Below are 26,678 nucleotides of genomic sequence, written 5' to 3'. Positions count from 1 at the left end.
CAATTTAATGAACAAAAATTATTATGCAATATTGATGGCAGGTGGAGTAGGATCAAGGTTTTGGCCTGTGAGTACTTCAGAATTTCCAAAACAGTTCCATGATATGCTAGGAACAGGAGAAACGCTAATCCAGCGTACATTTTCACGTCTGGCTAAGATTGTTCCCAAAGAAAATATATTTATTCTTACCAACGAACGATATAATGACTTGGTTTTAGAACAGTTACCAGAAACGGAACAACGACAAGTAGTAACCGAGCCTGCAATGCGTAATACGGCACCATGTATCTTGTATGCAGCGTTAAAGATCCAGAAAGATAACCCTGATGCAGTGATGGTAGTAGCGCCTAGTGACCACTGGATAGAGGATGAAGATGCATTCATTGCAAATTTAGAATATAGCTTTGCTGCATGTTTGGAAAATGATATTTTGATGACCTTGGGGATTCAACCCACGTTTCCTAATACAGGATATGGTTATATTCAATATAATGAAGAAAACGAAAACACTAAGAAAAAAGTGAATCAGTTTACAGAAAAACCTGATTATGATACAGCAAAAAAGTTTTTAGAAGAAGGAAACTATTTATGGAATGCCGGAATTTTTATCTGGAGTGCACAAAGTATTATAACCGCTTTTGCAAAATTTCAGCAACAGATGACTGCTTTATTCGAGAAAGGGTCGATTGTCTATAATACGATGCAGGAGAACGATTTTATACAAAAAAATTACCCTCAGGCAGAGAATATATCTATCGATTATGCTATTTTGGAGAAAGCAGATAATGTATACGTGCTTCCGGCAACTTTTGATTGGAATGACTTAGGTACCTGGGGGTCGTTATATGATAAATTAGATAAAACAGAAGCTAATAATGCCGTGGTTAATGCCAGAGTATTACCAGAAGACGCATCGGGTAATATGATTAGAACATCTGATGACAAAATAGTTGTTGTCGATGGACTAAAGGATTATATCATTATAGACAAAGAAGAAGTACTTTTGATCTATCCTAAAAAGAAAGAACAGGATATTAAAAAAGTCCTTAAAAAAGTAAAAGAAACATACGGAGAACAATACGGATAAAGTACAATGACAGAAAATACAAATCAACCCGTTCCTGATCAGGATGAGATGGCAGAAACAGTAAAGAGAGATGCCAAAGGTCTTTTTGCCAGCGCTAATACATTTGTTAGAGAACTATTAGATATAAGATCAGAGACGGATAAGGATCAAACAATAGAAGATGTTAAGAATGATATTCCTTTTAAAGGGCACAATGCCTGGATTCTTATTTTTTCGGTATTTGTAGCGTCTATTGGTCTTAATGTAAGTTCTACAGCAGTAGTGATAGGAGCGATGTTAATTTCTCCATTAATGGGGCCGATTGTAGGAGTTGGATTATCTATTGCGATTAATGATATTGATACCTTAAGGCGATCCTTGGTTAATCTGGGCGTAATGGTAGGTCTAAGTGTTCTTGCTGCCACCTTATATTTTTGGGCTTCTCCGTTAACAGAATTAACTCCTGAGTTAGAATCCAGAACGGCACCTACTATCCTGGATGTATTGGTTGCGGTTTTTGGAGGTTTGGCATTAATTGTTGCCAAGTCTAAAAAAGGAACAATGCCTAATGCCATAGCAGGAGTAGCAATTGCCACAGCCTTAATGCCGCCTTTGTGTACAGTAGGATATGGTATTGCAGAATGGAAATTAGAGTATGCCCTAGGAGCATTGTATTTGTTTTCTATTAATGCCACTTTTATAGCATTATCTACATTTATTGTTTCCAAATTATTACGTTTTCCGATGTTACGGTATGCCAATTCTGCAAAAAGAAAACGCATAGCACAGCTAGCCTCCTTATTAGCGATATTAGTAATGATACCTGCGAGTTATACATTTTATATTACCCTTAATGAGAGTAATGCAGAGCGGGATTATAAAGCATTTAAAGCTAATGAGATTGATGCTAATGAGAGCTTATATCTCAGAAAGGATTTCTATGACTATAACAACGAGTCTATAAAATTATATTTCGATGGGGAAATTAATGAAGCAACAGTGAGTGATTTGCAAAATGAAATCAAAAAATATACGAGTATTAGTGATTTTACATTAGCAATAAATGGTAATAAATCAAGAGGGATTGACCAGATATCCAAAGCATATGATCGATCGATCGAGCAGTTAAACCGTGTAGAAAAAGAAAATGATAAGCTTTTGGATGAAATTGAAGATCTCAAGATTAAGATAGCAGGTCTGGAAACCCAGCTAAAAGAGGCAAACAAAGTGGTTCCTGTAACTGTAATGCCATATGCGAGTATAGCAAAAGATGCAAAAATACGATTCCCTGATCTGGCAGAACTAGGGTATGGCGAGGTGCAAAAATCAAACTTCTTAAAAGTAGATACCGTACAAGTCATCTTCCCAAGATGGAAATTTCAGGTGTCTGATAGCCTTAATACGATTAGGGTAAACAGGCTACAAGAATGGATTACCAAAGAAATGAAAGCAGATACATTGTATGTGGAGTAGGTAGTGAAAAAAGCATATCCTTTACATAATTTTTATAAGCTTTAGCCTTTATAGGGGTATAATGAATTATCAAATAATTTCAAAAAGATATACTCGAAGTTTTGAGGGAAAGAAGAGTAGGGCTTCGGTCTAAAATAAAGGTCTTAAACGGTACAAGATAAAGAACGCTTCTGCAGAGAGAGGTTTAGGATATGTTGTTTTATAATGAATTATAGGCTAGTGCAATGATTACAGGTGTTGTAGTACGTTTTTTTTCTGTGAATCTACCCCTTAGCTATCATGATCTCATATGCTGATATGAGGTTTTTTATCTCAATGAAAACTTCAAAAACGGCGACTATTTGATGTCAAATACAACCTTTAAACTGAATAGATTCCTATCATAACCTGAAGGGAAGAATGTAGAGGTGTCGCCAAAAAGTGTATACTGGTAGGTAAGACTAAATACATCACTAATCCCTATACCTATTTCGGGCCTTACAATACATCTCCACTGGTTGTTTCCATTAAGGTATGAACTGCTTAATCCGATTACAAATAGATCATAAAGAAAGACTTGGGTACTCAGTTTTGGACCATGATATATCTGATCTAGATTAAGATGCCCAAATTCATACCCTGCTATAAGTAAATATGATGTTTTATTAATACCTTGATAAAATGAATTATAGTTTCCATCAGAACTGTAACCAATAGTTTCTGTTCTCTTGTCAAAAATTCGGATTCCTATCCCTGTTTCTACTGTAATCCCACTAGAAAATAAACTTCCCACAATATTGAAGAAACCCGAGGTGTCAACAACATCACTCATGTTCGTTGTTGCGATACCTACATTAGCAAATAGTTGAATTCCTATGCCATTTTTCCTTAAACTATCATTTTTGGAGTAATTTTCCAACTCAATACCTTGAGCATATCCTTGATATATAATAAAAGAAAATACAATATATAAATTACGCATAATGCATTGTTTTGAGACAAAATTATGCTTTGGAAGTATTTTAAACTCCACTGTTTTCAGTGATTTTTAGTGTTTAGCGAACTAAAATCAATGCCTAATACAAAATATATTTCTCTGTTTGAAGTGAAGTTTGCTATGTATTTCTCATAACATCTAAGTGTATATCCATTGTATTTTGCAAAAATCTAACGGATTTTGATGAACTTAAAATTATGAACAGTAACTTGAGTATGTGTTTTTATTGTTTTTAATTCAGTTGCTAACGTCTACATGATAAACTTAATGTAAGGATATAATGTATACTTGTTTTTGGTACGGTAAAACACTAATTTAGGTTGATTTATAAGCTTTTGACGTAGTGCGAAGATATTATCTAATCAAACTAACCAAAGACGAAAAAGAAAATAATATTTATAAATTAATGAAGGCAATTCTAGATTGATCGTTTATTACATATAAATGGCTAAGTTCTAATTAGAATATGTTTTATCTTTACTTTATAAAAACGGAGAAATGATACCAGAAGATTTTAGAGATTTTTTCATTAGTTCATCGGCTTTGGTTCAATCAGAAATTGTTTCCACATTATTGGAGATCTCTACTGAGGGTTCAGCCCTGATTGATAGCAATCAGAGTAAAGCCATAAGCTGTCCTCATTGTAAGTGCAATAAAATTAAGGCTAATGGTAAGCTCAAAGGAGTACAGCGCTATGTTTGTAATACTTGTCATAAAAACTTTAGTGAAACTACCGGTAAGTTCTGGTACAACCTCAAGAAGAAAGACAAAGTTAATCGTTATTTATTCTGTTTACTCTCTGGATATAGTATTCGCAAGAGTGCCAAAGAAACAGGGATTTCTATTCAGACTTCTTTTGATTGGAGGCACAAATTACTTGTCTCCTTTGGGAGCGTAAGTGTGGATGAATTCCAAGGAATCCTAGAGAGTGATGATCTTTTCTTTGCTTACTCTGAAAAAGGGAATCGAAATTTGGATCGTCCTGCTAGAAAACGTGGCGCAAAGGCAAGTAAAGCTGGTCTCAGTAATGAAAAAGTAGCTGTGATAGCCAGTTGTGACCGATCAGGGAACAAAGATTTCAAAGTAGCTACCAGAGGTCGCATTAGTAAAAGTGACTTGGAGACTATATTACAAGGGAAGTTGGCTAAAGTAGAAACCCTTTGTAGCGACAGTCACAGAAGCTATACTGCATTTGCAAAAGACAAGAAGGTAGCACACAAAAAATTTAATGCTTCGAAGGGTCAAAGAGCTGTTGACAAAATATATCACGTACAAAATGTGAATAATATGGATATGCGTCTAAGGAAATTTATGGAGCCCTTCAATGGAGTGGCAACAAAATACCTTCAGAATTATCTGAATTGGTTTTTAGTCTTAGAAAAAATAAAAAATTCAACCAGTAAAATGGCAACCGTAGCAGCTATAGCCTTTGCTTCCAATACTGCCTGGATGGAATTTAAAAACATAGTAGTAAATAATATGCTTTTTAGAACTTAGCCATATAAATTAGAAGTAAAAATGAATATACAAACAGATTGGAATACGATAAGACAACACTTCAATAAAAGTTTTAAATCTAACTTTTATGTGTCGATTGCATCTGTTGATGCTGATAATAACCCAACTGTAACACCAATAGGGTCATTATTTCTGAATGACAATCAAACTGGTTTCTATTTTGAAAAGTTTCCTTCAAAACTGCCAGATCATGCCAAAAAAAATAAGAATATATGTGCCTTGGGAGTAAATAGCAGTCGTTTTTTTTGGATCAAATCATTATTTAAAGGAAAATTCCCTAATCACCCTGCTGTTAAACTCTATGGAGAGTTAGGGGAGAGAAGAAAAGCAACTGGTAAAGAAACTGGACGCTTAAATAGAAGAATGAAAACTACAAAGGGACTGAAGGGAAATACTTACCTGTGGGGAAAAATGGAATATGTAAGAGAAATATATTTTACTAAAGCCGAAAAAATAAATCTTGGCAAAATGACCAACGAATTATAATGAGTTACTTTCTCATTTTGAATAGATTAGTAGCAGGAAGATAGAGCTAGTGTTTTGTTGATATTTGTTTCTTGTTGTTTAAATGCTACATTTTATGTAGCTTTGCTATTAAATATGTAGCAATTTATATTATGGCAACACCAAAACCAGGAAAACCAGTTAGAGGATCAAAAACCGGACAACCTATTATGGCTCTTTTTGATCTTTTAGGAAGAAGTTGGACTATGGGAGTAATATGGCATTTGTATAGAGGTCCAAGTACGTTTAGAAAGTTACAAGAGTATTGTGAGTCAATTTCTCCTACTACGCTGAACAAGAGGTTAAAAGAATTAACAGAATCTCACCTTATTGAACGGTCTATTGATGGATATATGTTAACTCAACAAGGAAAAGAGTTATTTGAATTATTATCTCCTCTGGGTAAATGGGCAAAAACCTGGGCAAAGAACTATCCCTCAAAATGAAAAAACAATACTATAGTAATCCTTTTTTTGATAGAGATATTGAAAATAGAAAGGCTTCTTCGACAATTTCTGCAAATGATGTTTTGATTGTGTCGTTTCAGCATAAATTTTATTTCTTTCACGAAAAGGAAAGAAAAGAGTTAGCGTTGTTTCCTTTAGAATTATTTACTCAGGTTTCCCTTAGTAGCTCTTTTTTAGGAATACAGAAAGACAAAAAAATATGGACAGCCGAACTAACAAAAGCAAATATAGAAAGTGTTTCAGAAATTTTAAAAGGGGGTCGATTTTATGATGTTAGGGATCTGGTTGGTCAATTAGAAAATGAACAGGCGGCACTTTTGGCCTATGCTTTAGGTATTAATAAATGGCATCAGATAACCAGATTTTGTGGCGCTTGTGGAGTAGATACCAAAAGCTGGGAAAATGGGCATAGTAAGAAATGTAAAAATCCGAAATGTTCTACAATTTTCTATCCACAAATCTCACCAGCTATTATTGTACTTATTGAATATAAACCGAAAAAAGGGCAACCATTATGTTTATTGAGTAAAAGAAAAATAGATAAAGGGTATATATGTTCCACATTTGCTGGGTTTGTTGAGATTGGTGAAAGCCTTGAAGATGCTGTAGCCAGAGAAATGAAAGAAGAAGTGAATGTTGAGGTGACTAATTTACGCTATGTTGATTCACAACCATGGTCATTTTCATCATCTTTGATGATGGGGTTTGTTGCAGAAGTAGAGCAAATGGCATTTCAGGTAGATGGCGAAGAAATTAAAGATGCAGCTTGGTTTTCGGCAGAAGAAATACATAAGCTTGCGTCAAAAGGAGAGTTAACACTTTCAAGACCAGATTCTATCGCTAGATTTTTAATAGAAACCTGGGCAAATAACAATCTAAACTAAGCGTTATGAGGGAAATTAATAAGCCTGTTTCTGGTGAGTTTCCTGCTTATTCTCATATGTATATGAATTTGTTGCAGGATGATGGTAAGATTTTAAATCATTTGTGGGATAACTTCATTACAATCAAAAACTTTATATGCAACCTGCCAGAAGGAAAATTGTACCATAGGTATGCTAAGAATAAGTGGACTATTAAAGAAATCCTGGTACACATTATTGACGATGAACGTATTTTTTCATATCGCGCATTACGGTATGCAAGAAATGACAAAACGCCTTTGCCTGGATTCGAAGAAAATGAGTATGCAATTTATTCTAAAGCCAATGATAGAAGTTTAGAAAGCATATTCGACGAATATGAAGTAGTAAGAAAATCAACCATAGCATTGTTTAACTATTTGCCAGATGATTGTTTTATGAGAAGCGGGATGTCTTCTGGGAATATTAATAGCAGAACTGTAAGAGGATTAGTATATCATATTGCAGGACATGAGTTACGGCATTTTAATATTATAAAAGAAAGGTATTTAGGTATAAAACCAGAAGAGATTCAAATAAATAATAACTAAAATTATAGAGTATATTATGTTTATTGTCAATTTTAATTTTATTAAACCAATAGAAGAAGTTAATCGTTTTACTGAAGTCCATCGTAATTATATTTCAGAACAATACAAGATGGGGAAATTTATATTAGGAGGGCCCAAATCACCTAGAACAAGAGGGGTTGTAATTGCAAATTGTGATTCAGAAGAAGAAGTTTATGAAATCTTAGATAAAGATCCGCTAATACAAAAAGAAGTAGCAGAATATAACTTGGTAGAGTTTATACCGGTAATGAGTACAGTAGATTTGGGGCGTTATTGTAAATAAAAAGAATAAAGATGAGAAGCATTGAAAAATTCAGGATACAGTATCATATGAATAGTTGATGTGAGAAGTAGTAGAAAATTTAGTAGCTTTAAACAAAATAAACCAAGAAATATATCATAAAAGTTAGCACATGAATTTAACACTATGGATTTCATTTATCGGAACAGTATTCATTATTGCAGTGACTCCAGGACCAAGTGTACTACTTGCTTCTGCTAATAGTATGAATTATGGAACAAAGAAAACAGTTGGAACGATATTCGGAGACTTATCTGCAAATGCTATACAAATACTTTTGTCCTCTCTGGGATTAGCATCTATTGTTATTTCTTCGGGAGACATTTTTGGACTGATAAAATGGATTGGTGTTGGATATTTGATATATATGGGGGTGACAAAAATTATTTCAAAACCAAATGTCGAGCAATTCAAAAAAGAGAATAGAGAAAAAGATTTTTTAAAATTATACAGTGAAGGCTTTTTTATGTCGGCATCTAACCCAAAAGCAATTGTGTTTTTTGCTGCATTATTTCCGTTGTTTATTGATGAAAGTCTTGCTTTTGCACCTCAAGTACTATTACTGGGAATAACTTATCTGTTGATAGATGGAATCAGTCTTTTTATGTATGTTAGATTTGCATCCAGGTTAAAAAAATATCTTGAAAACAAAGAAAAAATTCATTTGCAAAATAAAATCATAGGATCTCTATTGATTTTTAGTGGAGTATTATTATCAATGGTAAGGCGAACTAATACGTAGTAGATAGCTTTTGTCTAAGCTGATAGTTATAATCCTTTTAATTGAGCGTCTCGAACTTTTTTAAACAAATTAGAAGAGTATACAAAATCGGTTACTGCTTTGTTATCGGTTTTAAATATTTGGGTTTTATCACCTTCCCATTCCAGGTGTCCATTTTTAAGAAAAACGATTTTTTCTCCAATTTCCATTACCGAATTCATATCATGTGTATTAATTACTGTAGTGATATTATATTCTTCGGTAATTTCTTTAATAAGGTTATCTATAACAATAGCCGTTCTGGGATCAAGTCCAGAATTAGGTTCATCACAGAATAGGTATTTTGGTCGTGTTACTATGGCACGGGCTATAGCGACACGCTTTTGCATCCCACCGCTAATTTCTGAAGGTAATTTTTTCTCAGCATTTTCAAGATGTACACGATCTAAAACCTCATGAACTCTTTCTAACATTTCTTCCTTTTTCTGTTTGGTAAACATCATTAGAGGAAACATTACATTTTCTTCTACTGTCATAGAATCAAATAGAGCGCTGCCTTGAAAAACCATTCCCATTTGTTCTCTTAGGTCTCTTTGTTCTTCTTCATTGAGTTCAGAATAAGTACTGCCATCATAGCAAATAGAACCTTGCTCTGGAGTAAAAAGGCCAAGTAAGCATTTTAAGAATACAGTTTTACCACTTCCACTGGTACCAATGATGAGATTAGTTTTGCCTCTATCAAAGGTTGTAGTAATTCCTTTTAGAATTTCTTCTCCGTTAAACCCTTTATGTAAATTGGTAACTTCTATCATTAGCTTAATAATAGTTGAGTGAGAATATAATTAGATATGACAATAGAAACCGTAGTCCATACAAATGCAGAAGTACTTGCTTTACCAACTTCTAGTGCACCACCTTTCATATAATACCCATGAAATGATGGTATGGTTGCTAGTAGAAAAGAATATAAAAAAGTTTTTATAAAAGCATATATCAGGTGATAAGGAATAAACTCCTCTCGCAGTCCTGTCAAAAATTCTGAGCTAGAAATAAATCCCCCATAAACTCCAGCAACATATCCTCCAAATATACCTACAAACATTGCTATCGCAATAATAAAAGGATAAGTAAGCATGGCAATGATTTTAGGGAAAACTAAATAATTGAGAGAGTTGATACCCATTACCTCTAGTGCATCGATTTGCTCGGTTACTCGCATTGTACCAATACTTGAGGTAATAAAAGAGCCTACTTTACCTGCCATGATAACAGAAATAAATGTGGGAGCAAATTCAAGTATTACAGATTGCCTTGATGCAAAAGCAATAAGTTTTTTAGGAATTAGAGGATTCGTAAGATTAAGTGCAGTTTGAATAGCTACAACAGCACCAATAAAAAAGGCTAAAAATATGGTTATTCCTAAAGAACCAATAATTAGATCATCTATCTCTTTAAATATTAGATTCCGTATTACAGAACCTTTAGTCATTCGACTAAAAACACCTTTTAACATTAAAAAATAGCGACCAATATCGTCTAAGTAAAACATGCATTATAATTAGAAAGGCTAAAATAGAAAAAAAAATATCCATAGCATTTAACCTTCTATTAAAGTTTTACATTTGTAGTAATAGTATTTTAGCTATTTAAACTCAAAATATAATGACAAAAAGAATATTTCTAATCTTATTAGTTGTATTGTGCAGCATACCCTGTAAAGCACAGGAAGCTGTTCAGATCAATAGTTCACCAAGGCTGGTAGTTGGTATTGTTGTAGACCAAATGCGATACGATTATTTAACGCGTTTCTATAATCGATTCGGTGATAAGGGATTTAAACGTATGATTAATGAAGGTTTTAATTGCAAAAACAATCATTTTAATTATGTACCTACTTATACAGGGCCTGGTCATGCATCTGTATATACAGGGACTACGCCAAAAAATCATGGAATTATCTCTAATCATTGGTATGATAAATTTGGTAAAGCAATGGTGTATTGTGCAAGCGATTCGTTGGTCAAAGCGGTAGGATCCAATAGCGAAATGGAACGAATGTCTCCTCATCGCATGAAAACGTCTACTATAAGTGATCAAAATAGATTGCATACACAATTAAAAGGAAAAACAATTGGTATTGCAATAAAAGACCGAGGTGCTATTCTACCAGCTGGTCATTCTGCTAATGGTGCATATTGGTTTAGAGGTAAAGATGAAGGAAAATGGATAACAAGTACCTATTATCGTAACGAACTACCAGATTGGGTTAAAAAATTTAATGCTTCTAACCAGGCAGAGTCTTACTTAAAAGTATGGAATACTCTTTATGATATCAATACATATACAGAAAGTGGCCCTGATCAAAATCAGTTTGAAGGTGGATTTAAAGGTAAAGAAACAGCTACGTTTCCTTATGATCTAGCAAAGTTAAAAGATCAGAATATGGGATATGATATCATTAAAGCTTCGGCTTATGGAAACAGCTTAACTACCGATTTTGCAATTGCTGCAATCGAAGGAGAACAACTGGGAGGTGATAAGACTACTGATTTTCTCACGGTGAGTTTTTCTAGTACAGATTATGTTGGGCATAACTTTGGAGTAAATTCTAAAGAAATTCAAGATACATATTTGCGATTAGATAAAGATTTAGAACGTTTTTTTGATACTCTGGATACTAAAGTAGGTAAGGGGCAATATACTGTTTTCCTTACAGCTGATCATGGAGCTGTACATGTACCGTCATATTTGAAATCTGTTAAAATTCCTGCAGGTTACTTTGATAGAGATGCATTTACAACTAAAGTTAAAGCATTTGTAAAAGCACAATTTAAAGTAGATGGGTTGATCGAAAATATATCAAACAATCAAGTGTTTTTTAATTATAATATATTGAAAAAGAATGCAATATCTGCTGAAAATCTAGAGAAAGCACTCGCTCATTATATACTTCAGGAAAATCAAATTGATAAAGTGTTTACCAGAAATCAATTAGAAACAGGTGAATATGTTACAGGTATTGCAGCATTGATTCAAAAAGGATATAATCAAAAAAGAAGTGGTGATGTGGTATATGTGATGGATCCTGCTACGATATCTTATTCTAAAACAGGTTCAACTCATGGGAGTGGCCTGGCTTATGATACTCATGCTCCTTTATTGTTTTTTGGGAAAGGAATACAAAAAGGAAGTACAACTCAAGAAACATATATCCCGGATATTGCGTCTACTATCTCTGCTTTATTAGGAATTACTTTTCCTAACGGAGCTACAGGAAAAGTGTTATCCTTTGTGTTAGAGTAGGAGTTATCCTTTTAATTTTTGATATATGGATTGTGCACTTTGAACCGCACCTTCCATATATCCTCCAAATTGGATTGCAGTTTCGGCTCCGGCAATAAATAAGTTGTTGTCAAAAAAAACTTTTTGGTAGACAGGATGGCCATTATTTTGATGAGGAAAGATAAAATGTTCAGAACCCTTAAAGGTATTGGGTTCTTTTCTCCAGATTTTTTCCTTATACTGGGAGTATTCTAAGGCATCATTACCAAAGAGTTTTTGGAGTTGATGTATCACCTTAGATTTTCTATTCTTTTCGGTCTCCATATGCATTTCACTTTGTAAAAAGCCTTTTAGAGCATATTTGGTGTTTCTATCATTCGAATGATCATATAGTTCTGTTATAGGCCCCACATTACTAAATACAGTTCCTGAATATTTGTTTTCCTTCCAAAATGGCCTTTTGTAAGAAATCCCAAATTTTATAGAATCTCCCATCCAGGTATGGGTATTATTTGCTATTTCAATACTGTTTTTAGGTAAAGGAGGATTAAAATGTATTGTGTTTACCAGAAGCCTAGGTGGCAATGTAGACACTACTTTATTTACGTGATAGTTGTGGTTTGCAGTATTAATTTCAAATTGATTTTTTGAATAATGAATACTTGTTATTTTTTCATTTAAAACAAGTTCTTTCTTATCCAAAGGTGAAGCCAAAGTATTGAGTAATGCAATAGTTCCTCCTTGTATCCGATAACTTGGTTGTTGATTAGGTGGTAATTGTATTTGTTGAGGTGGGGAAGTAGATAGGGGTTCGAATAGTGCATTCCCTTTCATGAATTGTTCAAAAACAGGAAGTTTTAATTCCTCTACTACTTTTAATAACTCCTGATGCTGGATTCCTATCCAGGTAGCTCCCATTTCTATTGGTGTTTCATCGTTTGTAAGAACAGTATGTATTCTACCTCCAATTCTACTTCTGGCTTCGATAACTTTAAAAGAAATATCTTGCTTTTTTAATCTATATGCTAGTAATAATCCTGTTAATCCTGCACCAATTATAAGTACTTCTGATTTCATTATGGTTAAATATGGAGAGTAAAGCCTCTTTTTTGAGACTTTACTCGAATGTTATTTTATGAATTTACAATTCTTGTTTTTTGATAAGACGAATAATAGTAATAACACTATATAGAACTAGTCTTGTGTATTTGGTTAATTACGCCCGGCAATTACACCTCCATCGGTATCCCATATCGCACCGGTTACCCAGGAAGCTTTATCTGATAATAGAAAGGTGATGCTATTTGCAATATCTTGTGGAGTTCCATTTCTTCCTATAGGATGAAAATTATTAAATCCTACTAATGCTTTTTTAGCTTCTTCTGCACTTCCAAAAACACTATCATAAACTGGAGTTTCGACTACAGCAGGAGATACCGCATTTACTCTAATCCCATGGTCTGCGAGCTCCATTGCCAAGTGTTGAGTAAGAGTGTGTAGTCCTGCTTTTTGCATAGAATAAGCGGAAGAAGGAGTCGCTTTTACAGCTTGTTTTGCCCACATCGAACCGACATTTACAATAGATCCACTATTATTTTCTTTCATTTTCTTAGCAGCAGATTGAGTAATAAAAAAGAAACCTCTGTTAAGGTCTTGGTAAGAATCATAATCCGCTACTGTATGATCCAAAAATGCTTTTGGTCCAAAGATTCCTGATGCGTTTACCAGGTAATCTAAGCGGTCTAATCCAGAAATGGTATTGGTTAATTCATTTACACTGACTGTATCTGTGATATCTACCTGGTGTTTAATCATGTTATCTGCATCTGGTATTTTGGATATATTTCTCCCTACTACATGCACGGTAGCACCCCCTTCGATTAAAGTATTTACGGTAGCTTTACCGATTCCGCTAGTACCACCAATAACTAAGGCTGTCTTGTTTTTGAATGTTGTCATTTTTTGTTTTTTTTTAAGATGAATAAAACTGAACAGACAAGTCTGTCTTTAATTAATAAAATTTTTTTAATTCAGTATGATTTTACAAAGAGATAAACCAGTATCTATTGGCCATTGATTTTGATGTAACTTACTTTCAGAAATTGAACTTTCATATATTAAATAAATCTTTTTGGCTAGTGCCTCATTTTCTGAAGTTGTATTCTGACTATAGTTTTGTTCTACCAGTTCTTTTATGAATTCAATAAATTCTTCTTTTTGTTTTTGTATCTCTTTTCTGATTTTTTCGTTTTCTCTTGGGATTTCAGCAACGGTATTTACACACCAGCACCCATTAAAATCTTTTTCGGCAAAAAACTCCGCAAGAAAATGAAATAAGGCATAAAGCTGATCTTTTCCCTTTTTGGCGTTGCTCACAAAGGTTTTTATGTTTTTTGTAAATAAGTCATTTCTAAACTTAAGATAGGCAAGGCAAATATCTTCTTTTGAAGCAAAATGATTGTATAGCGTTGCTTTTGCAATACCTGCTTCTTTTATGATTTCATTTATACCCGTGCGATTATATCCTTTTTGGTAAAAGAGATCAGAGGCAGTTTCTATGATGTGTTGTCTTACTAAAGAGTGTTTCACGATACAAAACTACAAAATAATTTTAAAAATAGACAAGTCTGTCTGTTTTTAAATTGATATTATTCAAAAGAGCTATAAAAACAGGTCATCTATCTATAATAAATCCGCAAAATCCTATAGTAATAGAATTTGCGGATTTATGTTTTTATTTTTTAAAAATAAGAAAGTAATCTTAGATATTTAGTTTATTAAAAACCTCTATCAGTTCTGAGTCAGATGGCCTTGGTGCACTTGCACTTACAATCTTACCTTCGGGATCAATCAATATAAATCTTGGGATTCCTCTAATGCCGTAATCTACAATAAATTGAGATCTCCAATCGTTATCTGCAAATAATTGAACTCCACCTAATTCTTTTTCTTTTACCATTGTTTTCCAAGTATCATGTTGTGGTTTTTTATCTATAGAGATACTTACGAATTCGATGTTTTTATTGTGGTATTGTTTTTCGATTTTCTTTAGATGTGGGATTTCTGCTTTACAAGGTCCACACCAGGTAGCCCAAACATCAATGTATACATATTTTCCTTTAAGATCACTTAATGAAGTTGTACCTCCTTTATAATTTTCGTAATCATTAAATACAGGAGACTGATTGCCTTTAACCAATACTTTTATTTTTTCAAATTTATTAGTTAATTCACTTTTAAATTCGTCGTCGTCTGAGACTGCCATAAGCATATCATACAATTCTGCAGCATTCTCATTTCTTGGAGATACCTGATATGCTATATTTTTTATAAAAGCATTTTTGATATTTTTACTTTTTATTTGAGCCAAATTCTCCATCATTGCTTTATCCATAGAAATGCTGTCTTTGGCAGCTTTTTCTTGAGAAATTCTATAAAAAACATCAGAGCTTAATCTTCTATAAGCGTTAGATTTCTCATAATCTTCGGCATTATCAATATTAAAATCTTTTAATTCATCCAAAAAACCTTCTGGAGTTTTATAGTCTTCTTTTTTTGTATAATGACTATGAGTTGATTGATAATTATTTAGCATTGATAAATATTCATAGCGATTATCCTTAGTTTGGATAGTTGCAAATTCGGGGCCTAAATCTTTATATTTTTTAATCGCATCATTTTTAGCTTGTTCATTTTGCGATACTAATTTTTTAAACTCATCGACCTCACTAACGAAGAGTTTTTTATACCCTTCTGGGCCACCAGCAAAAAGGCTTTCTTCTATTAAAGCTTTTTCTGCCAAATAGTTGTTGGCATCTGCAGCGGTACCTGTGTATTTTATACTTTCATCAAACTGCTTAGTATCTATTGTTAATTCTAATTGATCTCCATGATCTAAATACAAGGATGACCTTTCGCGACCAATCATAAAACCATAAGAGCCTTTAGATTCAATCTTTAAAGTATCAGAGAATGTCCCATCTTCATTAATTGAGATTGCTTTTTGGAAGCCATTATCATTTCCGAATACACTAATCTCATTTTCTACGACATTACTTACTTTTCCAGAGAAAAGCACATAATCTACTTTTTCTGCGTTGCTATTTTTATTACAGGAAGCTAAGAATAATGCGCAACTTGATGCTAAAAGAAGTTGTTTGATGTTCATGAAGTTATTTTTTAAAAAAATTAATGTTTCAATGTAAGAATAATTTATTGTATAAAAGTTAAAGCGATGCTAGTTTTTCTAATTAAGAGTGTTTGTTATATAAACTTTTTTTTCATTTTTTTCCAACGAAGTTTACGAATAAAATCACCTTCTTTTTCAGAAACAAGGAATGCTTCTTTTTTTACTTTTGCTTTATAATACCCAGTTAGATAATCACTGATTAGACCTGGTCGCTTTTTGAGGAGTGCTAATTTTATAGAAGCAATTAGTGTAATCCAAAAACCATATCGCATACGATAAAAGGCTTCTCCTTGTTTATATTTTGCTTTAGGATTGTATGTGTTTCCGGTAGGTTTAAGATGCTTGACATGTAAAGAGGTATCGGTTTGTATTTCCCAATTACAATATTGAGCTAATAACTCATCTATAGTATCCCAACCCATTGCAGGTTTGAGACCATTAATATCTTCAAAACATGTTTTGCGGTATGCTTTTAATGCACCTCGAATATGATCTTTGTTGGTTAAATTTTCTAGAACCCATTTTTTGTCTTTTTCTACATAACAAAATCCACCTACCATTCCTGCTTTATCGTTGTCCTGAAAATGACGAGTGATTTTTGCTAAATAATCTGGAGGGAAAATAAGGTCTGCATCAAATTTACAAATGATATCATAGTTAGTGTCTAATGTTTTGAAACCTTGATAAAAGGCATTGATCACTTTACTACCGGGCATATGATCTTTGGTAGCCTGAGTATTTACTATTGATATATAATCATATGCATTTGTATATTCACTTATGATATCTTTTGTATTGTCTGTAGAATTATCATTAACCACTACTATTTTAGAAGGAGTAAGTGTTTGTAATACCAAAGAATCGAGAGTCTTTGCAATGAAACGGTCTTCATTATGAGCAGGTATGACAATATATATATTCAAGAAATAATTGAAGTTTTTGGTTTCAGGTATAAAGTTAAAAAACTAAGAAGAGAGAAACTAAGAATTTTTAATCCTCTCGGCGTAAACAATATAATATCTTGGTGTAAAAAGTCTTAATAAGGGGCGTAAACCAATCTTTTTGATAGGATGAGTCCATTTATTTCTAGCTTTTATTTCCCAGCCAGCTTTTTCGAGCAACCAATCAAATTGCCAATCTTCAAATTCGTGATAGTGTCTGTCCCATGGATCAGTTTTACTGCGATAGGCAGGAGAGAACCATAGTTTTAATGGGATAGAAGCCACTAATTTATCTGATTTAATGTCTCGTAGAACATTAAAAGGTGCAATAAGGTGCTCAAAAATTTCGAAAGCAGTAACGATTTCAATACCCTCTTCTTTTACAACTTCTGTATTGAGGTCTAAATCTTCACCAGAAGTATTTGATACAGTGTATCCCTCTTTTTCCATAAACTCTACAAAAGGGTTTCTAATGCCCAAATCCAGGATAGCGCCAGGAGCAGGAGTGTTTTCTCTAAGAAACTCTAAAGTTTTTTGATATCGTTTATGAGGAAAAGTTCCTTCGTACATAATAGTCAAATCAGTAATTATATTGTAAAAATAGACAATTACCCAGATTACTATCTGTACATCTAAGAGAATTTTACAAAAGGTTTAAAATTGGTATAAAAGAGTATTAATGTTCATCCCTGCGCCTACACTGGCAAATAGCAAAATATCTCCTTCTTTAATGGATTGATTTTCTACTTTATCATTTAAAATAAGGTCATATAGAGTAGGAACAGTAGCAACACTACTATTTCCTAGCTTTTGAATAGTCATGGGCATAATGCCATCAGGTACTTTCTGATCGTATAGATCATAGAACCTTTTTACAATAGCTTCATCCATTTTCTCATTAGCTTGATGAATGATAATTTTTTTGATATCTGTGATGTTAATGTCAGTTTTATCAAGGCAGACTTTCATTGCTTTTGGAACTTGATTTAAAGCAAATTCATATATTTTTCTTCCATACATTTTGATATATCTCGTATCATCATTAGAGATGTTATTGTTTGTTTTTCCGAAGAATAAAAAATTACTTTCTTCAAATGTATAAGAAGCACTTATAGAAGAAATTATCCCTCCGGGTTGTTTTGTTTTTTCTAGTATCACGGCTCCAGATCCATCAGAATAAATCATAGAATCCCGATCATGTTTATCTATAACACGAGATAAAGTTTCTGCTCCAATAACAAGACATTTTTGAGCCATATTACTTTTTATATATGATTGGGCTTGTATGACTCCTTCTATCCACCCAGGGCACCCAAAAAGCAAATCATATGCGACGCAGTACGGGTTTTTTATTTTTAGTTTATGTTTTACCCTTGCTGCAAGACTGGGGACGGTATCTGCCTGAGAAGAGTTTTTATCTACATCGCCGAAATTATGGGCTACAATAATGTAATCAAGGGTTTCAGGATCAATTTTTGAGTCTATAATTGCTTTTTTTGCGGAAAGAAATGCTAAATCAGAAGTGTTTTGATGGGCAGAGGCATATCTACGTTCTTCAATACCAGTGATTTTTTTGAATTTATCAATTATAGTGGTAGTATTATGTTCGATCAAGACCTTGTTTTCAGTAAAGAATTGATGATTGATAAAGTCGTTGTTTTTTTTAATTTCATTAGGAATATAGCTCCCTGTGCCCGTTATTTTGATATTCATTGTTCCCAATTATAGATTATGAATGGTAAGGTACATAATAAGAATTATTTTACTATGCGCGCATAGTAGACGCTACGATGCCCAACCTCTTTTGTTATGTATTTGATTAAACCTTGATTGTGTATTAGAAAATATATAACAGCTTGAAATCGCTTCAAGATATACCTTTGAACTATTCCTTGTAACAAAGATCTAATACGCAATTCTGGTTAAAAATCATCAGAGATTATCCTATTTTTAATTGCATAACCGTTACAATGGATAAGGCTCGGGTTTTGATGAGGTGAGCCTTTTCTCCTTCAAAATGGTTGTCTACTGTTTTGTGAAAGAGCGATAACCAGGTATCAAAATGAATCTTTTCTAATTTTTTTTTACTGCTTAAATTTTTGTGAATCTGCATCACATTTTTTTTATAGTTTCCTGTTCTGAATAATTGTTGTTCCCAAAAATCTGTAATTTCCGGAATGTGTTCTTTGAGATTAACTTTTGCAATTTCAGTAAAAAATAAACCAATTATAGGGTCTGCAAATGCGACCTTATAAAAAGCTTCCATTAAGAACTCTATATCATGTCTGGATGTAATATCTTTCATGTGTTTAAATCATTATTTAGATTAAGATCAATTTATGACTATAATTGATTTTATTATTCTTTCATAATAACAAAAAAGAGGCAACCATAAAGTCACCTCTTTATTATTTATAGAATACCATTTCTTAAGCTTCTGTTTCCATATACTCCTCGATAGGTGCACAGGTACAAATTAAGTTTCTGTCGCCATATGCGTCATCTACACGACGTACAGATGGCCAAAACTTGTTATCGGCTACATATGATAATGGATATGCTGCTTGTTCTCTCGAATACGGAAAATCCCATGTGTCGGCTGTAAGCATGGCCATAGTATGAGGAGCATTTTTCATAACATTGTTTGGATTATCAGCAGAAGCTTCTGCTATTTCCTTGCGTATTGAGATCATAGCATCACAAAAACGATCTAATTCTGCTTTACTTTCACTCTCTGTTGGTTCGATCATAATGGTTCCGGCTACCGGAAAAGAAACTGTAGGAGCATGGAATCCATAATCCATAAGTCGTTTTGCAATATCAGTAACCTCTATACCGTTTGCTTTAAAAGGTCTACAATCTAAAATCATTTCGTGAGCAGCTCTTCCTTTTTCTCCTACATACAACACGTCATAATGACCATCAAGGCATTCTTTGATATAATTAGCATTTAGAATAGCATATTGAGTAGCTTCTTTTAAACCATCTACCCCAAGCATAGTAATATATCCATAAGATATCAAACATGCCAGAGCAGATCCCCATGGAGCTGCAGAAATTGCGGTGATTGCTTGATCTCCTCCAGTAGTGATAATTGGATTACCAGGCAGAAAAGGAACTAACTGTTTGGCTACACAAATTGGACCAACGCCAGGGCCACCTCCACCATGAGGTATGGCAAAAGTTTTATGTAAATTAAGATGGCATACATCTGCGCCGATTGCTCCAGGATTGGTTAAACCTACCTGGGCATTCATATTCGCACCATCCATATATACTTGTCCACCATTATCATGAATAATTTGAGTAATTTCTTTAATAGCAGATTCATATACTCCATGTGTTGATGGATAGGTAACCATTAAAGCGGCAAGGTTATCTTTATATTTTACTGCTTTTTCTCGTAAATCTTCTACGTCAATATTACCTTCTTCTGTGGCTTTGGTAACAATTACTTTCATACCTGCCATTACAGCAGAAGCTGGATTGGTACCATGGGCTGATGATGGGATCAAACAGATATTACGATGGTGATCGCCTTTTGATTCATGATATGCACGAATTACCATTAATCCTGCAAATTCTCCTTGTGCCCCCGAATTTGGTTGTAAGGATGTAGCAGCAAAACCAGTGATTTCGGTAAGTTGTTCTTCGAGTTTTTTTAGAGCTTCTTGATACCCTTGAGCTTGATTTATAGGTGCAAAAGGATGTATGTTTCCCCATTGAGGATCACTAAGTGGCAACATTTCTGAGGCAGCATTAAGTTTCATTGTACATGATCCTAAAGGAATCATTGAGTGATTCAATGATAAATCTTTACGCTCTAATTTTTTAATATAACGCATCAATTCTGTTTCAGAATGGTAAGAATTGAATACATCATTTGTTAAAAACTCGGTATTACGTTTCAGATTATGATCTATATTATCAGCATTATCAATTTCCTGAATAGGCGAATATTCTTTTTCAGCAACTTTGGAAAAAATTGATAAGATGGTATTTAGATCTTCAATTGTTGTTGCCTCATTTAAAGAAATCGAAGCGGTTTCAGAATCGGGATAAAAGAAATTTACCTCATGAGCTTCTGCAATCTCTTTTATTTTGGTCGCATCACCTTGTATGCGAATGGTATCAAAATAAGCAGTATTAAGTTGATTGAATCCTAATTTTTTTAATTCTGTACTTAGTGTTACTGCAAAAGCATTAACTTTTGAAGCGATATATTTTAAGCCTTCTGGACCATGATACACGCTATACATTCCGGCCATAACAGCCAAGAGTACTTGTGCGGTACAGATATTAGAAGTTGCTTTATCTCTTTTAATATGTTGTTCTCGAGTTTGTAATGCCATTCGTAAGGCACGCCCACCATTTACATCTTGAGTAACCCCAATAATTCTACCAGGGATATTTCTTTTATACGCTTCTCTTGTGGCAAAAAAACCAGCATGCGGACCACCATACCCCAGAGGAATCCCAAAACGTTGCGTAGTTCCTACCACAACATCTGCGTCAAAGCTTCCTGGAGATTTCAATGATACTAAGCTTAATATATCTGCTGCTACAGCAACTTTGATTTCTGCTTGGTGAGCTTTTTCAACAAAACCAGCATAATCATGTACCTGACCAGATTTACCCGGATATTGCAAAATAGCACCGTAAAATTCGGTTGAAAAGTCAAATTGTTGGTGATTTCCTATTACTAATTGAATATCTAAAGGAATTGCTCTTGTTTGTAATAAGGAAAGTGTTTGAGGTAATATTTCTTCGGAAACAAAAAACTTATTTACATTATTTTTTTTCTGATCTCTAGATCGTACAGCAAATAACATCGTCATTGCTTCTGCAGCAGCTGTACTCTCATCTAATAAAGAAGCATTAGCTAATTCCATACCGGTAAGATCACAAACCATAGTCTGGTAATTCAACAAAGCTTCTAGTCTGCCTTGTGCAATTTCTGCCTGATATGGTGTATAAGCGGTATACCACCCTGGGTTTTCAAGGATATTACGTTGTATAACTGCGGGTAAACTAGCCTCGTGATATCCTAAACCTATATAGGTTTTGAATACTTTATTTTTTGCCGAAAGCTTTTGTATGTGCGCAGAATATTCTTGTTCGCTCATGGCAGAATCAAGATTTAATGATTTTTTTAAAAGAATATCATCAGGAACAGTTTCGTATATTAATTGTTCTAAAGAATCTGCTTTAATTGTGTTTAGCATATCACTAAGATCCTTTGTTGATGGACCTATATGACGTAGTTTAAAGGAATCGGTTTTCATAACGAAAAAAACAGTTGAAAATTGAGATTTCAAAAATACATATTTAAATGCTAAAACTTTCACAATAAATTAACCTAGACCTATCAAGTTTTTAACCAAATTCGGGTTTTGTTAACACATAACCCCTAATAAACAAAGTGAAAACCTTAAAAGATATATTTAGATTCTACATTAACGGCAGTATTCATGTTGCTTTAGCTATCTGTGCTTTGATACAAGTTACCTTTATGAAATATGGAATAACTGATCAATTTACCTTCATTCTTTTTTCTTTTTTAGGAGCTATTACTGCATATAATTTTGTGAAATATTCTAAAGTCTCTAAACTTTACCACAGAAGATTAACCAAATCGATGAAAGGCATTCGTATTTTGACGATCCTTTGTAGTTTGTCGTTTATCTATTTTGCATTTAAAATATCAATTCGTACCTGGTTATATATGCTGCCATTTATTGCATTAACAGTACTATATGTAGTACCTGTTTTTCCTAATAGGAAGAACTTGAGGAGTTTTGCAGGAGTAAAGATCTTTATAATTGGTGTAATATGGGCAGGTGTCACTGTGTTGGTTCCGTTAATACATGCTGAAGGAAATCTGAACTTAAATTTTTTGATAGAAATGATTCAGCGTTTTTTATTTATTGTTGTTATGATGTTACCTTTTGAAGTAAGAGATCTTCAATATGATAATGCAGCATTAGAAACAGTTCCGCAAAAAATTGGAATTACAAGAACTAAAGTTTTTGGCAGTATTTTGTTGGTTATCTTTTTGCTATTAACAGCTGTAAAAAATGAGTTGATATCTTCGACAGAAATTTTAAGTAAGATATTAGTAACTACTATAAGCCTTTTCTTTTTGTGGGGAACAGAAAAAAAACAATCAGAATATTATTGTTCTTTTTGGGTAGAGAGTATTCCGATAATGTGGTTGCTTATTCTGGTTATTCTCGAATCTTTATTTAGTTAATTCTTTTTGTATTTCTTTTTTCATTGCTTCTTTGTCAGAGGCACTAATTGATTCAATTTTAGACTTGTCAATAGTCTTTGTGAGTTTTATGTTTTTTTTAGAATATGCTCGGGTTACTTTGCAATATGCAAGACGAATGTTAAGTTTTACTATTTCTAGGAAGGAAGCTTCTCCATATTGGTTTTTATCACAAATATGTTTTGCTTCTTCACAGGATACAAATAGTTTATTATTAGTTTTCATTATACTCTTTGTGTACTTCTTTTATTCGAGGGCATTACAAATTAATTTATTACTGTTGCATTCTTTGTTTTAATCGTTCTTTCATTACTTCTTTATCAGAACGATTAATGCTAATTACTTTCGGATCTTTCATTAATCGCGTTAGTTTTCCATTATTTGTAGAATACTTTCTACAAACTCTACAATATATCAAATGTATGTTTAGCTTTACTTTTTCCCAAAAAGTAGCTTCTTTATACTGATTTTTATCACAGAAATGATTTGCTTCTGAACAACTTACTAATATTCCCTTTTTATTACTCATTTTCCCTAAAACCAATTTTTTTCTAGACATTCAGCCATTGCTGTACGTGCTCTATGGATAATCACCCATAAGTTAGACGCAGTGATTTCAAATTCATTACAAATAGCTTCTGTATCGAAACCTTGTATTGTTTTTAATTTAAAAATACGGGCTTGTTTTTGAGGTAATTTTCCCATACAATCATGTATGGCTAAGCCCAATTCTTTATTTTCGATCTCGCCTTCTGCATTACCATCAAAAGGATCAGCTACACGCTCTTCTAACCAGTCACCTTCAGTTTCAGAGTCAGAAGTATAGTTCATTCTTACTTCTGCTTTACCTTTATTACTATTAATTTTACGATAGTGATCGATGATTTTTCTTTTCAGGATAGAAATAAGCCAAGTACGTTCACTAGCTTCACCTTTGAAATTTTTCATTGATTTGAGTCCTGCAAAGAATGTTTCTTGTACTAAATCTTGCGCAATTTCTTTATCATCAACTCTTACAATGGTATAGTTAAATAGGTAATCACTGTACTTATCCACCCATGTATTAGGGTCTATGGTGTTTGTTGACATTATATTTCCTGTTGTTATATTCACCAAAAATAGGATAAAAAGTTGAATCTTATAAATGCTTTAACTAATCAGTATTTTACGTTAACAATTATTGAATCTTTGTTGGTAGGTATTAGGAAGCATTTTTACTGTGTTTTCTGATTTCTAAATGTGATTTTATGGACCGATTGCGAGCGTTAAGAAATTGAGTGAGATATCTTTTTAAGATAAAATTATCAAATAATCTACCAAAAATGCCAAAGGGTGTTTCGTATTTGAGTATATCTATCATTTCTGTACCTGATGGTGTTTTATAAAAAATGTGCTGATGCTTAAAAGTTTTAAAACACCCTTTGATCATTTCATCAGTAAAATTATAAAGATAATTGTACTCAATAATTTTACTTTCATGCAAGAGATAGATTCCAAAATGTTGTCCTCTCCAGGTAACGGTTTCTCCTAATTCTATTAATCCTGAAGTTCTTCCTGCTATAGCTTTTTCTTTTGTTTTTTCTGCAGACATCATATGAAAGTCAATACTTCTGGCTAAATCAAATACTTTTTTGACAGGAGCTTTTATTTGGGTTGTTAGTCGTATGCTTGTCATAATTTTCTAAATAAGTGTAATTAATGCGGGTTTAATATCGGGATACAAGAACTGAAATCCATTATTCATGAGTTTTGAAGGAATTACATTTCTGCTTTTGAGTATGAGTTCGGTTTCGGTTTTAATAATTCGTGCTCCAAATTCTAGTATAGGTTTTGAAATAGGAATTCCCAAAGGAATTTTCACAACTCCTCTAAGTGTTTTCATAAAGACTGAATTGGTTACGGGTTTAGGAGAAACAATATTTATCACACCTTTAATACCAGGATTTTTTATGATAAATTCGATACTTCTTGCAAAGTCTAGTTCATGTATCCAACTTAATTTTTGATTTCCATTGCCTTGTTTTCCTCCTAATCCAATTCTGGTTAAATTAAGAATTGGCGGTAAAGCTCCTCCTTTTTTGCCTAAGACTATAGAGGTTCTTAATGCTACTTTTCTGGTTTTGGGAGTTTGCTGGTTAAAAAATGTTTTTTCCCATGATGTAGCAACATCAACAGAAAACCCAGTTCCTATTTCTCCATTAATTTCATCCATTTCTTTATCTAAAGAGTGTCTATAGATGGTTGCTGTTGATGAGTTTAACCAGATTTTGGGAGGATTTTTACATTTGCTTATAGCTTCTCCCAAAATAGCGGTAGAGGTTACTCTTGAATTTAGAATAAGATCTTTATTCTTTTGGGTGTATCTACAATCTACAGACTTACCGGTTAGATTGATTATTATTTCTGCATTCTCTAGTGCATGTACCCAATCTCCAGTGGTTTTTGCATCCCAATGCATAAATTGAACATTATTTTCTGTTCTACTTTTTCCACGGGTTAGAATTGTAATAGATTCTACTTTTGTTTTAAAATATGCTATAAGTATTTTTCCAAGAAAACCTGTTCCTGCTGCTATGACTATTTTTTTCATTGTTTTCTGATTTTATTTTTCTGCTGTAATTAAATAGTATCCAAAACTTTTTGTGTGTATTCCAGAAAGTAATGCAAATAGTGATCCTTTCAGGTTTTTCCAACTTTGCGGCTTTAAAGCTTCTTTTCTGAATAGTTTTTTTAATATAAATGTTGTGATTGCAAAAGGTACGTGAAGAACAGAAGGAGCAACTCTAAATGATACATCTTCGATAGTTACATTCTTAAAACCTATTTGGTTTAGAGTTTTTTCTACTTGTTTGATGCTTCCTAAACCTTCTAAACTCCATCCTTTGCAAAGTTGTTCGTAGCAGTAATTACTACCTATACATAACTGTTCTTCATCTTTTTTTAAGAACGCATCTGCGATCACTAATTTAGAGTTTGGTTTTAATATTCGATGTGCTTCCTGTAAGGCCTCTTTACTGTGTCCAGAATGACAGAAACTTTCTATAGCATATGCTCCATCTACACTATTAGTTTTAAAAGATGTATGATGATAGTTTTCTTCTATAATTAATCCATTCTTATGTTGCAATCTTTTATTTCCTTCTCTAACTTGAAATGATGATAGGGTTACACCAATGATGTGTAATAAAGGATATTTTCTCAGTCCATATTGTATAGTGCCGCCAATACCACATCCAAGATCGGCAACAAGTGAATTTTGTTTAGCGACTTGTAAACGATCAAAAACCTGCTGATTCATTTCATTGAGCATTGAATCTCTTTTAAGGATACTTGTTTTAAAAGGGATATAATACCCAAAATGCATATTGAAATCGTTACTCCAGAACTCATAATCTTCTGTCGCTTCATCATAAAACTGGATTATCTTTTCCCTAGTAGATGATCTTTTAAGCTTTAGTTTATGTAATATGGTAAATGTGCTCATGATGATATAGT

The 26,678-nt window shown here is 33.2% G+C and carries 29 protein-coding genes; 11 read left to right on the top strand and 18 right to left on the bottom strand.

Translation table 11 applies throughout. From position 1 onward, the window contains the following. Positions 1–7: 7 nt before the first annotated feature. Positions 8–1,087, top strand: a complete 1,080-nt coding sequence (locus tag ATE84_RS23490) for a mannose-1-phosphate guanylyltransferase (protein WP_101450236.1) — start codon at positions 8–10, stop codon at positions 1,085–1,087. 6 nt (positions 1,088–1,093) lie between these two features. Further along, entirely contained in the window at positions 1,094–2,539 is a 1,446-nt protein-coding gene (locus ATE84_RS23485) for a DUF389 domain-containing protein (RefSeq protein WP_233195883.1), read from the top strand. Between the two features lie 337 nt (positions 2,540–2,876). On the opposite strand, the gene ATE84_RS23480 is transcribed toward ATE84_RS23485, so the two are convergent. Next, on the bottom strand, positions 2,877–3,500 hold the full coding sequence (locus ATE84_RS23480) for a hypothetical protein (protein ID WP_101450235.1): 624 nt from the start codon (positions 3,498–3,500) through the stop codon (positions 2,877–2,879). Between the two features lie 513 nt (positions 3,501–4,013). Here ATE84_RS23480 and ATE84_RS23475 point away from each other — a divergent pair. The 7 genes from ATE84_RS23475 to ATE84_RS23445 all read left to right on the top strand — a co-directional run bounded on the left by ATE84_RS23475 (position 4,014) and on the right by ATE84_RS23445 (position 8,521). After that, the gene (locus ATE84_RS23475) at positions 4,014–5,012 is read left to right on the top strand and encodes an IS1595 family transposase (RefSeq protein ID WP_101444842.1); all 999 of its coding nucleotides are present in this window, start codon (positions 4,014–4,016) and stop codon (positions 5,010–5,012) included. 21 nt (positions 5,013–5,033) lie between these two features. After that, entirely contained in the window at positions 5,034–5,519 is a 486-nt protein-coding gene (locus ATE84_RS23470) for a pyridoxamine 5'-phosphate oxidase (RefSeq protein WP_101450234.1), read from the top strand. Between the two features lie 131 nt (positions 5,520–5,650). Further along, positions 5,651–5,983, top strand: a complete 333-nt coding sequence (locus ATE84_RS23465; protein ID WP_101450233.1) for a helix-turn-helix domain-containing protein — start codon at positions 5,651–5,653, stop codon at positions 5,981–5,983. After that, positions 5,980–6,888, top strand: coding sequence for an NAD(+) diphosphatase (gene nudC / locus ATE84_RS23460; protein WP_158237323.1), 909 nt, complete (start codon positions 5,980–5,982; stop codon positions 6,886–6,888). The genes ATE84_RS23465 and nudC overlap by 4 nt, the downstream gene beginning before the upstream one ends. A gap of 5 nt (positions 6,889–6,893) precedes the next feature. Beyond that, positions 6,894–7,457 (top strand): DinB family protein, encoded by a 564-nt coding sequence (locus ATE84_RS23455; RefSeq protein WP_101450231.1) that lies wholly within the window; start codon positions 6,894–6,896, stop codon positions 7,455–7,457. A gap of 16 nt (positions 7,458–7,473) precedes the next feature. Continuing rightward, positions 7,474–7,761 carry a YciI family protein gene (locus tag ATE84_RS23450; protein WP_101450230.1) on the top strand — a complete coding sequence of 96 codons (288 nt, stop codon included), beginning with the start codon at positions 7,474–7,476 and terminating at the stop codon, positions 7,759–7,761. A gap of 130 nt (positions 7,762–7,891) precedes the next feature. Then, on the top strand, positions 7,892–8,521 hold the full coding sequence (locus ATE84_RS23445; protein ID WP_101450229.1) for a LysE family translocator: 630 nt from the start codon (positions 7,892–7,894) through the stop codon (positions 8,519–8,521). 26 nt (positions 8,522–8,547) lie between these two features. On the opposite strand, the gene ATE84_RS23440 is transcribed toward ATE84_RS23445, so the two are convergent. Then, the gene (locus ATE84_RS23440) at positions 8,548–9,312 is read right to left on the bottom strand and encodes an ABC transporter ATP-binding protein (protein WP_101450228.1); all 765 of its coding nucleotides are present in this window, start codon (positions 9,310–9,312) and stop codon (positions 8,548–8,550) included. Next, positions 9,312–10,049, bottom strand: a complete 738-nt coding sequence (locus tag ATE84_RS23435; protein ID WP_101450227.1) for an ABC transporter permease — start codon at positions 10,047–10,049, stop codon at positions 9,312–9,314. The genes ATE84_RS23440 and ATE84_RS23435 overlap by 1 nt, the downstream gene beginning before the upstream one ends. A gap of 113 nt (positions 10,050–10,162) precedes the next feature. Here ATE84_RS23435 and pafA point away from each other — a divergent pair, with 113 nt between their 5' ends. Continuing rightward, positions 10,163–11,803 (top strand): alkaline phosphatase PafA, encoded by a 1,641-nt coding sequence (pafA, locus tag ATE84_RS23430; RefSeq protein WP_101450226.1) that lies wholly within the window; start codon positions 10,163–10,165, stop codon positions 11,801–11,803. Between the two features lie 3 nt (positions 11,804–11,806). Here the strand turns inward: pafA and ATE84_RS23425 are convergent, their stop codons facing one another. The 9 genes from ATE84_RS23425 to gcvP all read right to left on the bottom strand — a co-directional run bounded on the left by ATE84_RS23425 (position 11,807) and on the right by gcvP (position 22,197). Continuing rightward, the gene (locus ATE84_RS23425) at positions 11,807–12,859 is read right to left on the bottom strand and encodes an NAD(P)/FAD-dependent oxidoreductase (protein WP_101450225.1); all 1,053 of its coding nucleotides are present in this window, start codon (positions 12,857–12,859) and stop codon (positions 11,807–11,809) included. A gap of 135 nt (positions 12,860–12,994) precedes the next feature. After that, positions 12,995–13,741: an SDR family NAD(P)-dependent oxidoreductase gene (locus tag ATE84_RS23420; RefSeq protein WP_101450224.1), complete on the bottom strand. Its 747-nt coding sequence runs from the start codon at positions 13,739–13,741 to the stop codon at positions 12,995–12,997. A 66-nt stretch (positions 13,742–13,807) separates the two neighbouring features. Further along, on the bottom strand, positions 13,808–14,371 hold the full coding sequence (locus ATE84_RS23415) for a TetR/AcrR family transcriptional regulator (RefSeq protein WP_101450223.1): 564 nt from the start codon (positions 14,369–14,371) through the stop codon (positions 13,808–13,810). A 172-nt stretch (positions 14,372–14,543) separates the two neighbouring features. Then, positions 14,544–15,950, bottom strand: coding sequence for a TlpA disulfide reductase family protein (locus ATE84_RS23410; RefSeq protein ID WP_199176906.1), 1,407 nt, complete (start codon positions 15,948–15,950; stop codon positions 14,544–14,546). Positions 15,951–16,045: 95 nt separating this feature from the next. Then, positions 16,046–16,894 (bottom strand): glycosyltransferase family 2 protein, encoded by an 849-nt coding sequence (locus ATE84_RS23405; RefSeq protein ID WP_101450222.1) that lies wholly within the window; start codon positions 16,892–16,894, stop codon positions 16,046–16,048. Positions 16,895–16,951: 57 nt separating this feature from the next. Continuing rightward, the gene (locus ATE84_RS23400) at positions 16,952–17,482 is read right to left on the bottom strand and encodes a methyltransferase (RefSeq protein WP_101450221.1); all 531 of its coding nucleotides are present in this window, start codon (positions 17,480–17,482) and stop codon (positions 16,952–16,954) included. A gap of 84 nt (positions 17,483–17,566) precedes the next feature. Next, a complete protein-coding gene (locus tag ATE84_RS23395; RefSeq protein ID WP_101450220.1) occupies positions 17,567–18,625 on the bottom strand; it encodes a 3-oxoacyl-ACP synthase III family protein in 1,059 nt (352 codons plus the stop codon). A gap of 226 nt (positions 18,626–18,851) precedes the next feature. Then, a complete protein-coding gene (locus ATE84_RS23390) occupies positions 18,852–19,217 on the bottom strand; it encodes a group III truncated hemoglobin (protein ID WP_101450219.1) in 366 nt (121 codons plus the stop codon). Positions 19,218–19,341: 124 nt separating this feature from the next. Continuing rightward, positions 19,342–22,197 carry an aminomethyl-transferring glycine dehydrogenase gene (gcvP, locus tag ATE84_RS23385; protein ID WP_101451220.1) on the bottom strand — a complete coding sequence of 952 codons (2,856 nt, stop codon included), beginning with the start codon at positions 22,195–22,197 and terminating at the stop codon, positions 19,342–19,344. A 227-nt stretch (positions 22,198–22,424) separates the two neighbouring features. On the opposite strand from gcvP, the gene ATE84_RS23380 reads away from it, so the two are divergent. Then, positions 22,425–23,165: a hypothetical protein gene (locus ATE84_RS23380; protein WP_143273694.1), complete on the top strand. Its 741-nt coding sequence runs from the start codon at positions 22,425–22,427 to the stop codon at positions 23,163–23,165. Here the strand turns inward: ATE84_RS23380 and ATE84_RS23375 are convergent. The 6 genes from ATE84_RS23375 to ATE84_RS23350 all read right to left on the bottom strand — a co-directional run bounded on the left by ATE84_RS23375 (position 23,154) and on the right by ATE84_RS23350 (position 26,667). Continuing rightward, a complete protein-coding gene (locus ATE84_RS23375; RefSeq protein WP_101450217.1) occupies positions 23,154–23,408 on the bottom strand; it encodes a hypothetical protein in 255 nt (84 codons plus the stop codon). The genes ATE84_RS23380 and ATE84_RS23375 overlap by 12 nt on opposite strands. 49 nt (positions 23,409–23,457) lie before the next feature. Next, the gene (locus ATE84_RS23370) at positions 23,458–23,712 is read right to left on the bottom strand and encodes a hypothetical protein (protein WP_101451218.1); all 255 of its coding nucleotides are present in this window, start codon (positions 23,710–23,712) and stop codon (positions 23,458–23,460) included. 5 nt (positions 23,713–23,717) lie between these two features. Further along, the gene (locus tag ATE84_RS23365) at positions 23,718–24,272 is read right to left on the bottom strand and encodes a sigma-70 family RNA polymerase sigma factor (protein ID WP_101450216.1); all 555 of its coding nucleotides are present in this window, start codon (positions 24,270–24,272) and stop codon (positions 23,718–23,720) included. 112 nt (positions 24,273–24,384) lie between these two features. Next, positions 24,385–24,858, bottom strand: coding sequence for an SRPBCC family protein (locus ATE84_RS23360; RefSeq protein ID WP_101450215.1), 474 nt, complete (start codon positions 24,856–24,858; stop codon positions 24,385–24,387). Between the two features lie 6 nt (positions 24,859–24,864). After that, positions 24,865–25,773, bottom strand: a complete 909-nt coding sequence (locus tag ATE84_RS23355) for a TIGR01777 family oxidoreductase (protein ID WP_101450214.1) — start codon at positions 25,771–25,773, stop codon at positions 24,865–24,867. 12 nt (positions 25,774–25,785) lie between these two features. Further along, complete coding sequence (locus ATE84_RS23350) at positions 25,786–26,667, bottom strand: cyclopropane-fatty-acyl-phospholipid synthase family protein (RefSeq protein WP_101450213.1); 882 nt, start codon at positions 26,665–26,667, stop codon at positions 25,786–25,788. Positions 26,668–26,678 lie beyond the last annotated feature (11 nt).

Source organism: Aquimarina sp. MAR_2010_214 (assembly GCF_002846555.1).
Classification (GTDB): Bacteria; Bacteroidota; Bacteroidia; order Flavobacteriales; family Flavobacteriaceae; genus Aquimarina.
The sequence above is the reverse complement of the archived record's forward strand: the minus strand, read 5'-3'. Positions and strand labels throughout refer to the sequence as shown.

What these genes read in the sequence shown, in the direction of transcription:
- ATE84_RS23365 (WP_101450216.1), bottom strand. Translation starts at nt 24,272, where the DNA reads ATGTCAACAAACACCATAGACCCTAATACATGGGTGGATAAGTACAGT.
- ATE84_RS23395 (WP_101450220.1), bottom strand. Translation starts at nt 18,625, where the DNA reads ATGAATATCAAAATAACGGGCACAGGGAGCTATATTCCTAATGAAATT.
- ATE84_RS23355 (WP_101450214.1), bottom strand. Translation starts at nt 25,773, where the DNA reads ATGAAAAAAATAGTCATAGCAGCAGGAACAGGTTTTCTTGGAAAAATA.
- ATE84_RS23480 (WP_101450235.1), bottom strand. Translation starts at nt 3,500, where the DNA reads ATGCGTAATTTATATATTGTATTTTCTTTTATTATATATCAAGGATAT.
- ATE84_RS23455 (WP_101450231.1), top strand. Translation starts at nt 6,894, where the DNA reads ATGAGGGAAATTAATAAGCCTGTTTCTGGTGAGTTTCCTGCTTATTCT.
- pafA (WP_101450226.1), top strand. Translation starts at nt 10,163, where the DNA reads ATGACAAAAAGAATATTTCTAATCTTATTAGTTGTATTGTGCAGCATA.
- ATE84_RS23410 (WP_199176906.1), bottom strand. Translation starts at nt 15,950, where the DNA reads ATGAACATCAAACAACTTCTTTTAGCATCAAGTTGCGCATTATTCTTA.
- ATE84_RS23465 (WP_101450233.1), top strand. Translation starts at nt 5,651, where the DNA reads ATGGCAACACCAAAACCAGGAAAACCAGTTAGAGGATCAAAAACCGGA.
- ATE84_RS23490 (WP_101450236.1), top strand. Translation starts at nt 8, where the DNA reads ATGAACAAAAATTATTATGCAATATTGATGGCAGGTGGAGTAGGATCA.
- ATE84_RS23445 (WP_101450229.1), top strand. Translation starts at nt 7,892, where the DNA reads ATGAATTTAACACTATGGATTTCATTTATCGGAACAGTATTCATTATT.
- nudC (WP_158237323.1), top strand. Translation starts at nt 5,980, where the DNA reads ATGAAAAAACAATACTATAGTAATCCTTTTTTTGATAGAGATATTGAA.
- ATE84_RS23475 (WP_101444842.1), top strand. Translation starts at nt 4,014, where the DNA reads ATGATACCAGAAGATTTTAGAGATTTTTTCATTAGTTCATCGGCTTTG.
- ATE84_RS23400 (WP_101450221.1), bottom strand. Translation starts at nt 17,482, where the DNA reads ATGTACGAAGGAACTTTTCCTCATAAACGATATCAAAAAACTTTAGAG.
- ATE84_RS23390 (WP_101450219.1), bottom strand. Translation starts at nt 19,217, where the DNA reads ATGAAAGATATTACATCCAGACATGATATAGAGTTCTTAATGGAAGCT.
- ATE84_RS23360 (WP_101450215.1), bottom strand. Translation starts at nt 24,858, where the DNA reads ATGACAAGCATACGACTAACAACCCAAATAAAAGCTCCTGTCAAAAAA.
- ATE84_RS23470 (WP_101450234.1), top strand. Translation starts at nt 5,034, where the DNA reads ATGAATATACAAACAGATTGGAATACGATAAGACAACACTTCAATAAA.
- ATE84_RS23420 (WP_101450224.1), bottom strand. Translation starts at nt 13,741, where the DNA reads ATGACAACATTCAAAAACAAGACAGCCTTAGTTATTGGTGGTACTAGC.
- ATE84_RS23435 (WP_101450227.1), bottom strand. Translation starts at nt 10,049, where the DNA reads ATGTTTTACTTAGACGATATTGGTCGCTATTTTTTAATGTTAAAAGGT.
- ATE84_RS23425 (WP_101450225.1), bottom strand. Translation starts at nt 12,859, where the DNA reads ATGAAATCAGAAGTACTTATAATTGGTGCAGGATTAACAGGATTATTA.
- ATE84_RS23380 (WP_143273694.1), top strand. Translation starts at nt 22,425, where the DNA reads ATGAAATATGGAATAACTGATCAATTTACCTTCATTCTTTTTTCTTTT.
- ATE84_RS23440 (WP_101450228.1), bottom strand. Translation starts at nt 9,312, where the DNA reads ATGATAGAAGTTACCAATTTACATAAAGGGTTTAACGGAGAAGAAATT.
- gcvP (WP_101451220.1), bottom strand. Translation starts at nt 22,197, where the DNA reads ATGAAAACCGATTCCTTTAAACTACGTCATATAGGTCCATCAACAAAG.
- ATE84_RS23450 (WP_101450230.1), top strand. Translation starts at nt 7,474, where the DNA reads ATGTTTATTGTCAATTTTAATTTTATTAAACCAATAGAAGAAGTTAAT.
- ATE84_RS23350 (WP_101450213.1), bottom strand. Translation starts at nt 26,667, where the DNA reads ATGAGCACATTTACCATATTACATAAACTAAAGCTTAAAAGATCATCT.
- ATE84_RS23375 (WP_101450217.1), bottom strand. Translation starts at nt 23,408, where the DNA reads ATGAAAACTAATAATAAACTATTTGTATCCTGTGAAGAAGCAAAACAT.
- ATE84_RS23485 (WP_233195883.1), top strand. Translation starts at nt 1,094, where the DNA reads ATGACAGAAAATACAAATCAACCCGTTCCTGATCAGGATGAGATGGCA.
- ATE84_RS23370 (WP_101451218.1), bottom strand. Translation starts at nt 23,712, where the DNA reads ATGAGTAATAAAAAGGGAATATTAGTAAGTTGTTCAGAAGCAAATCAT.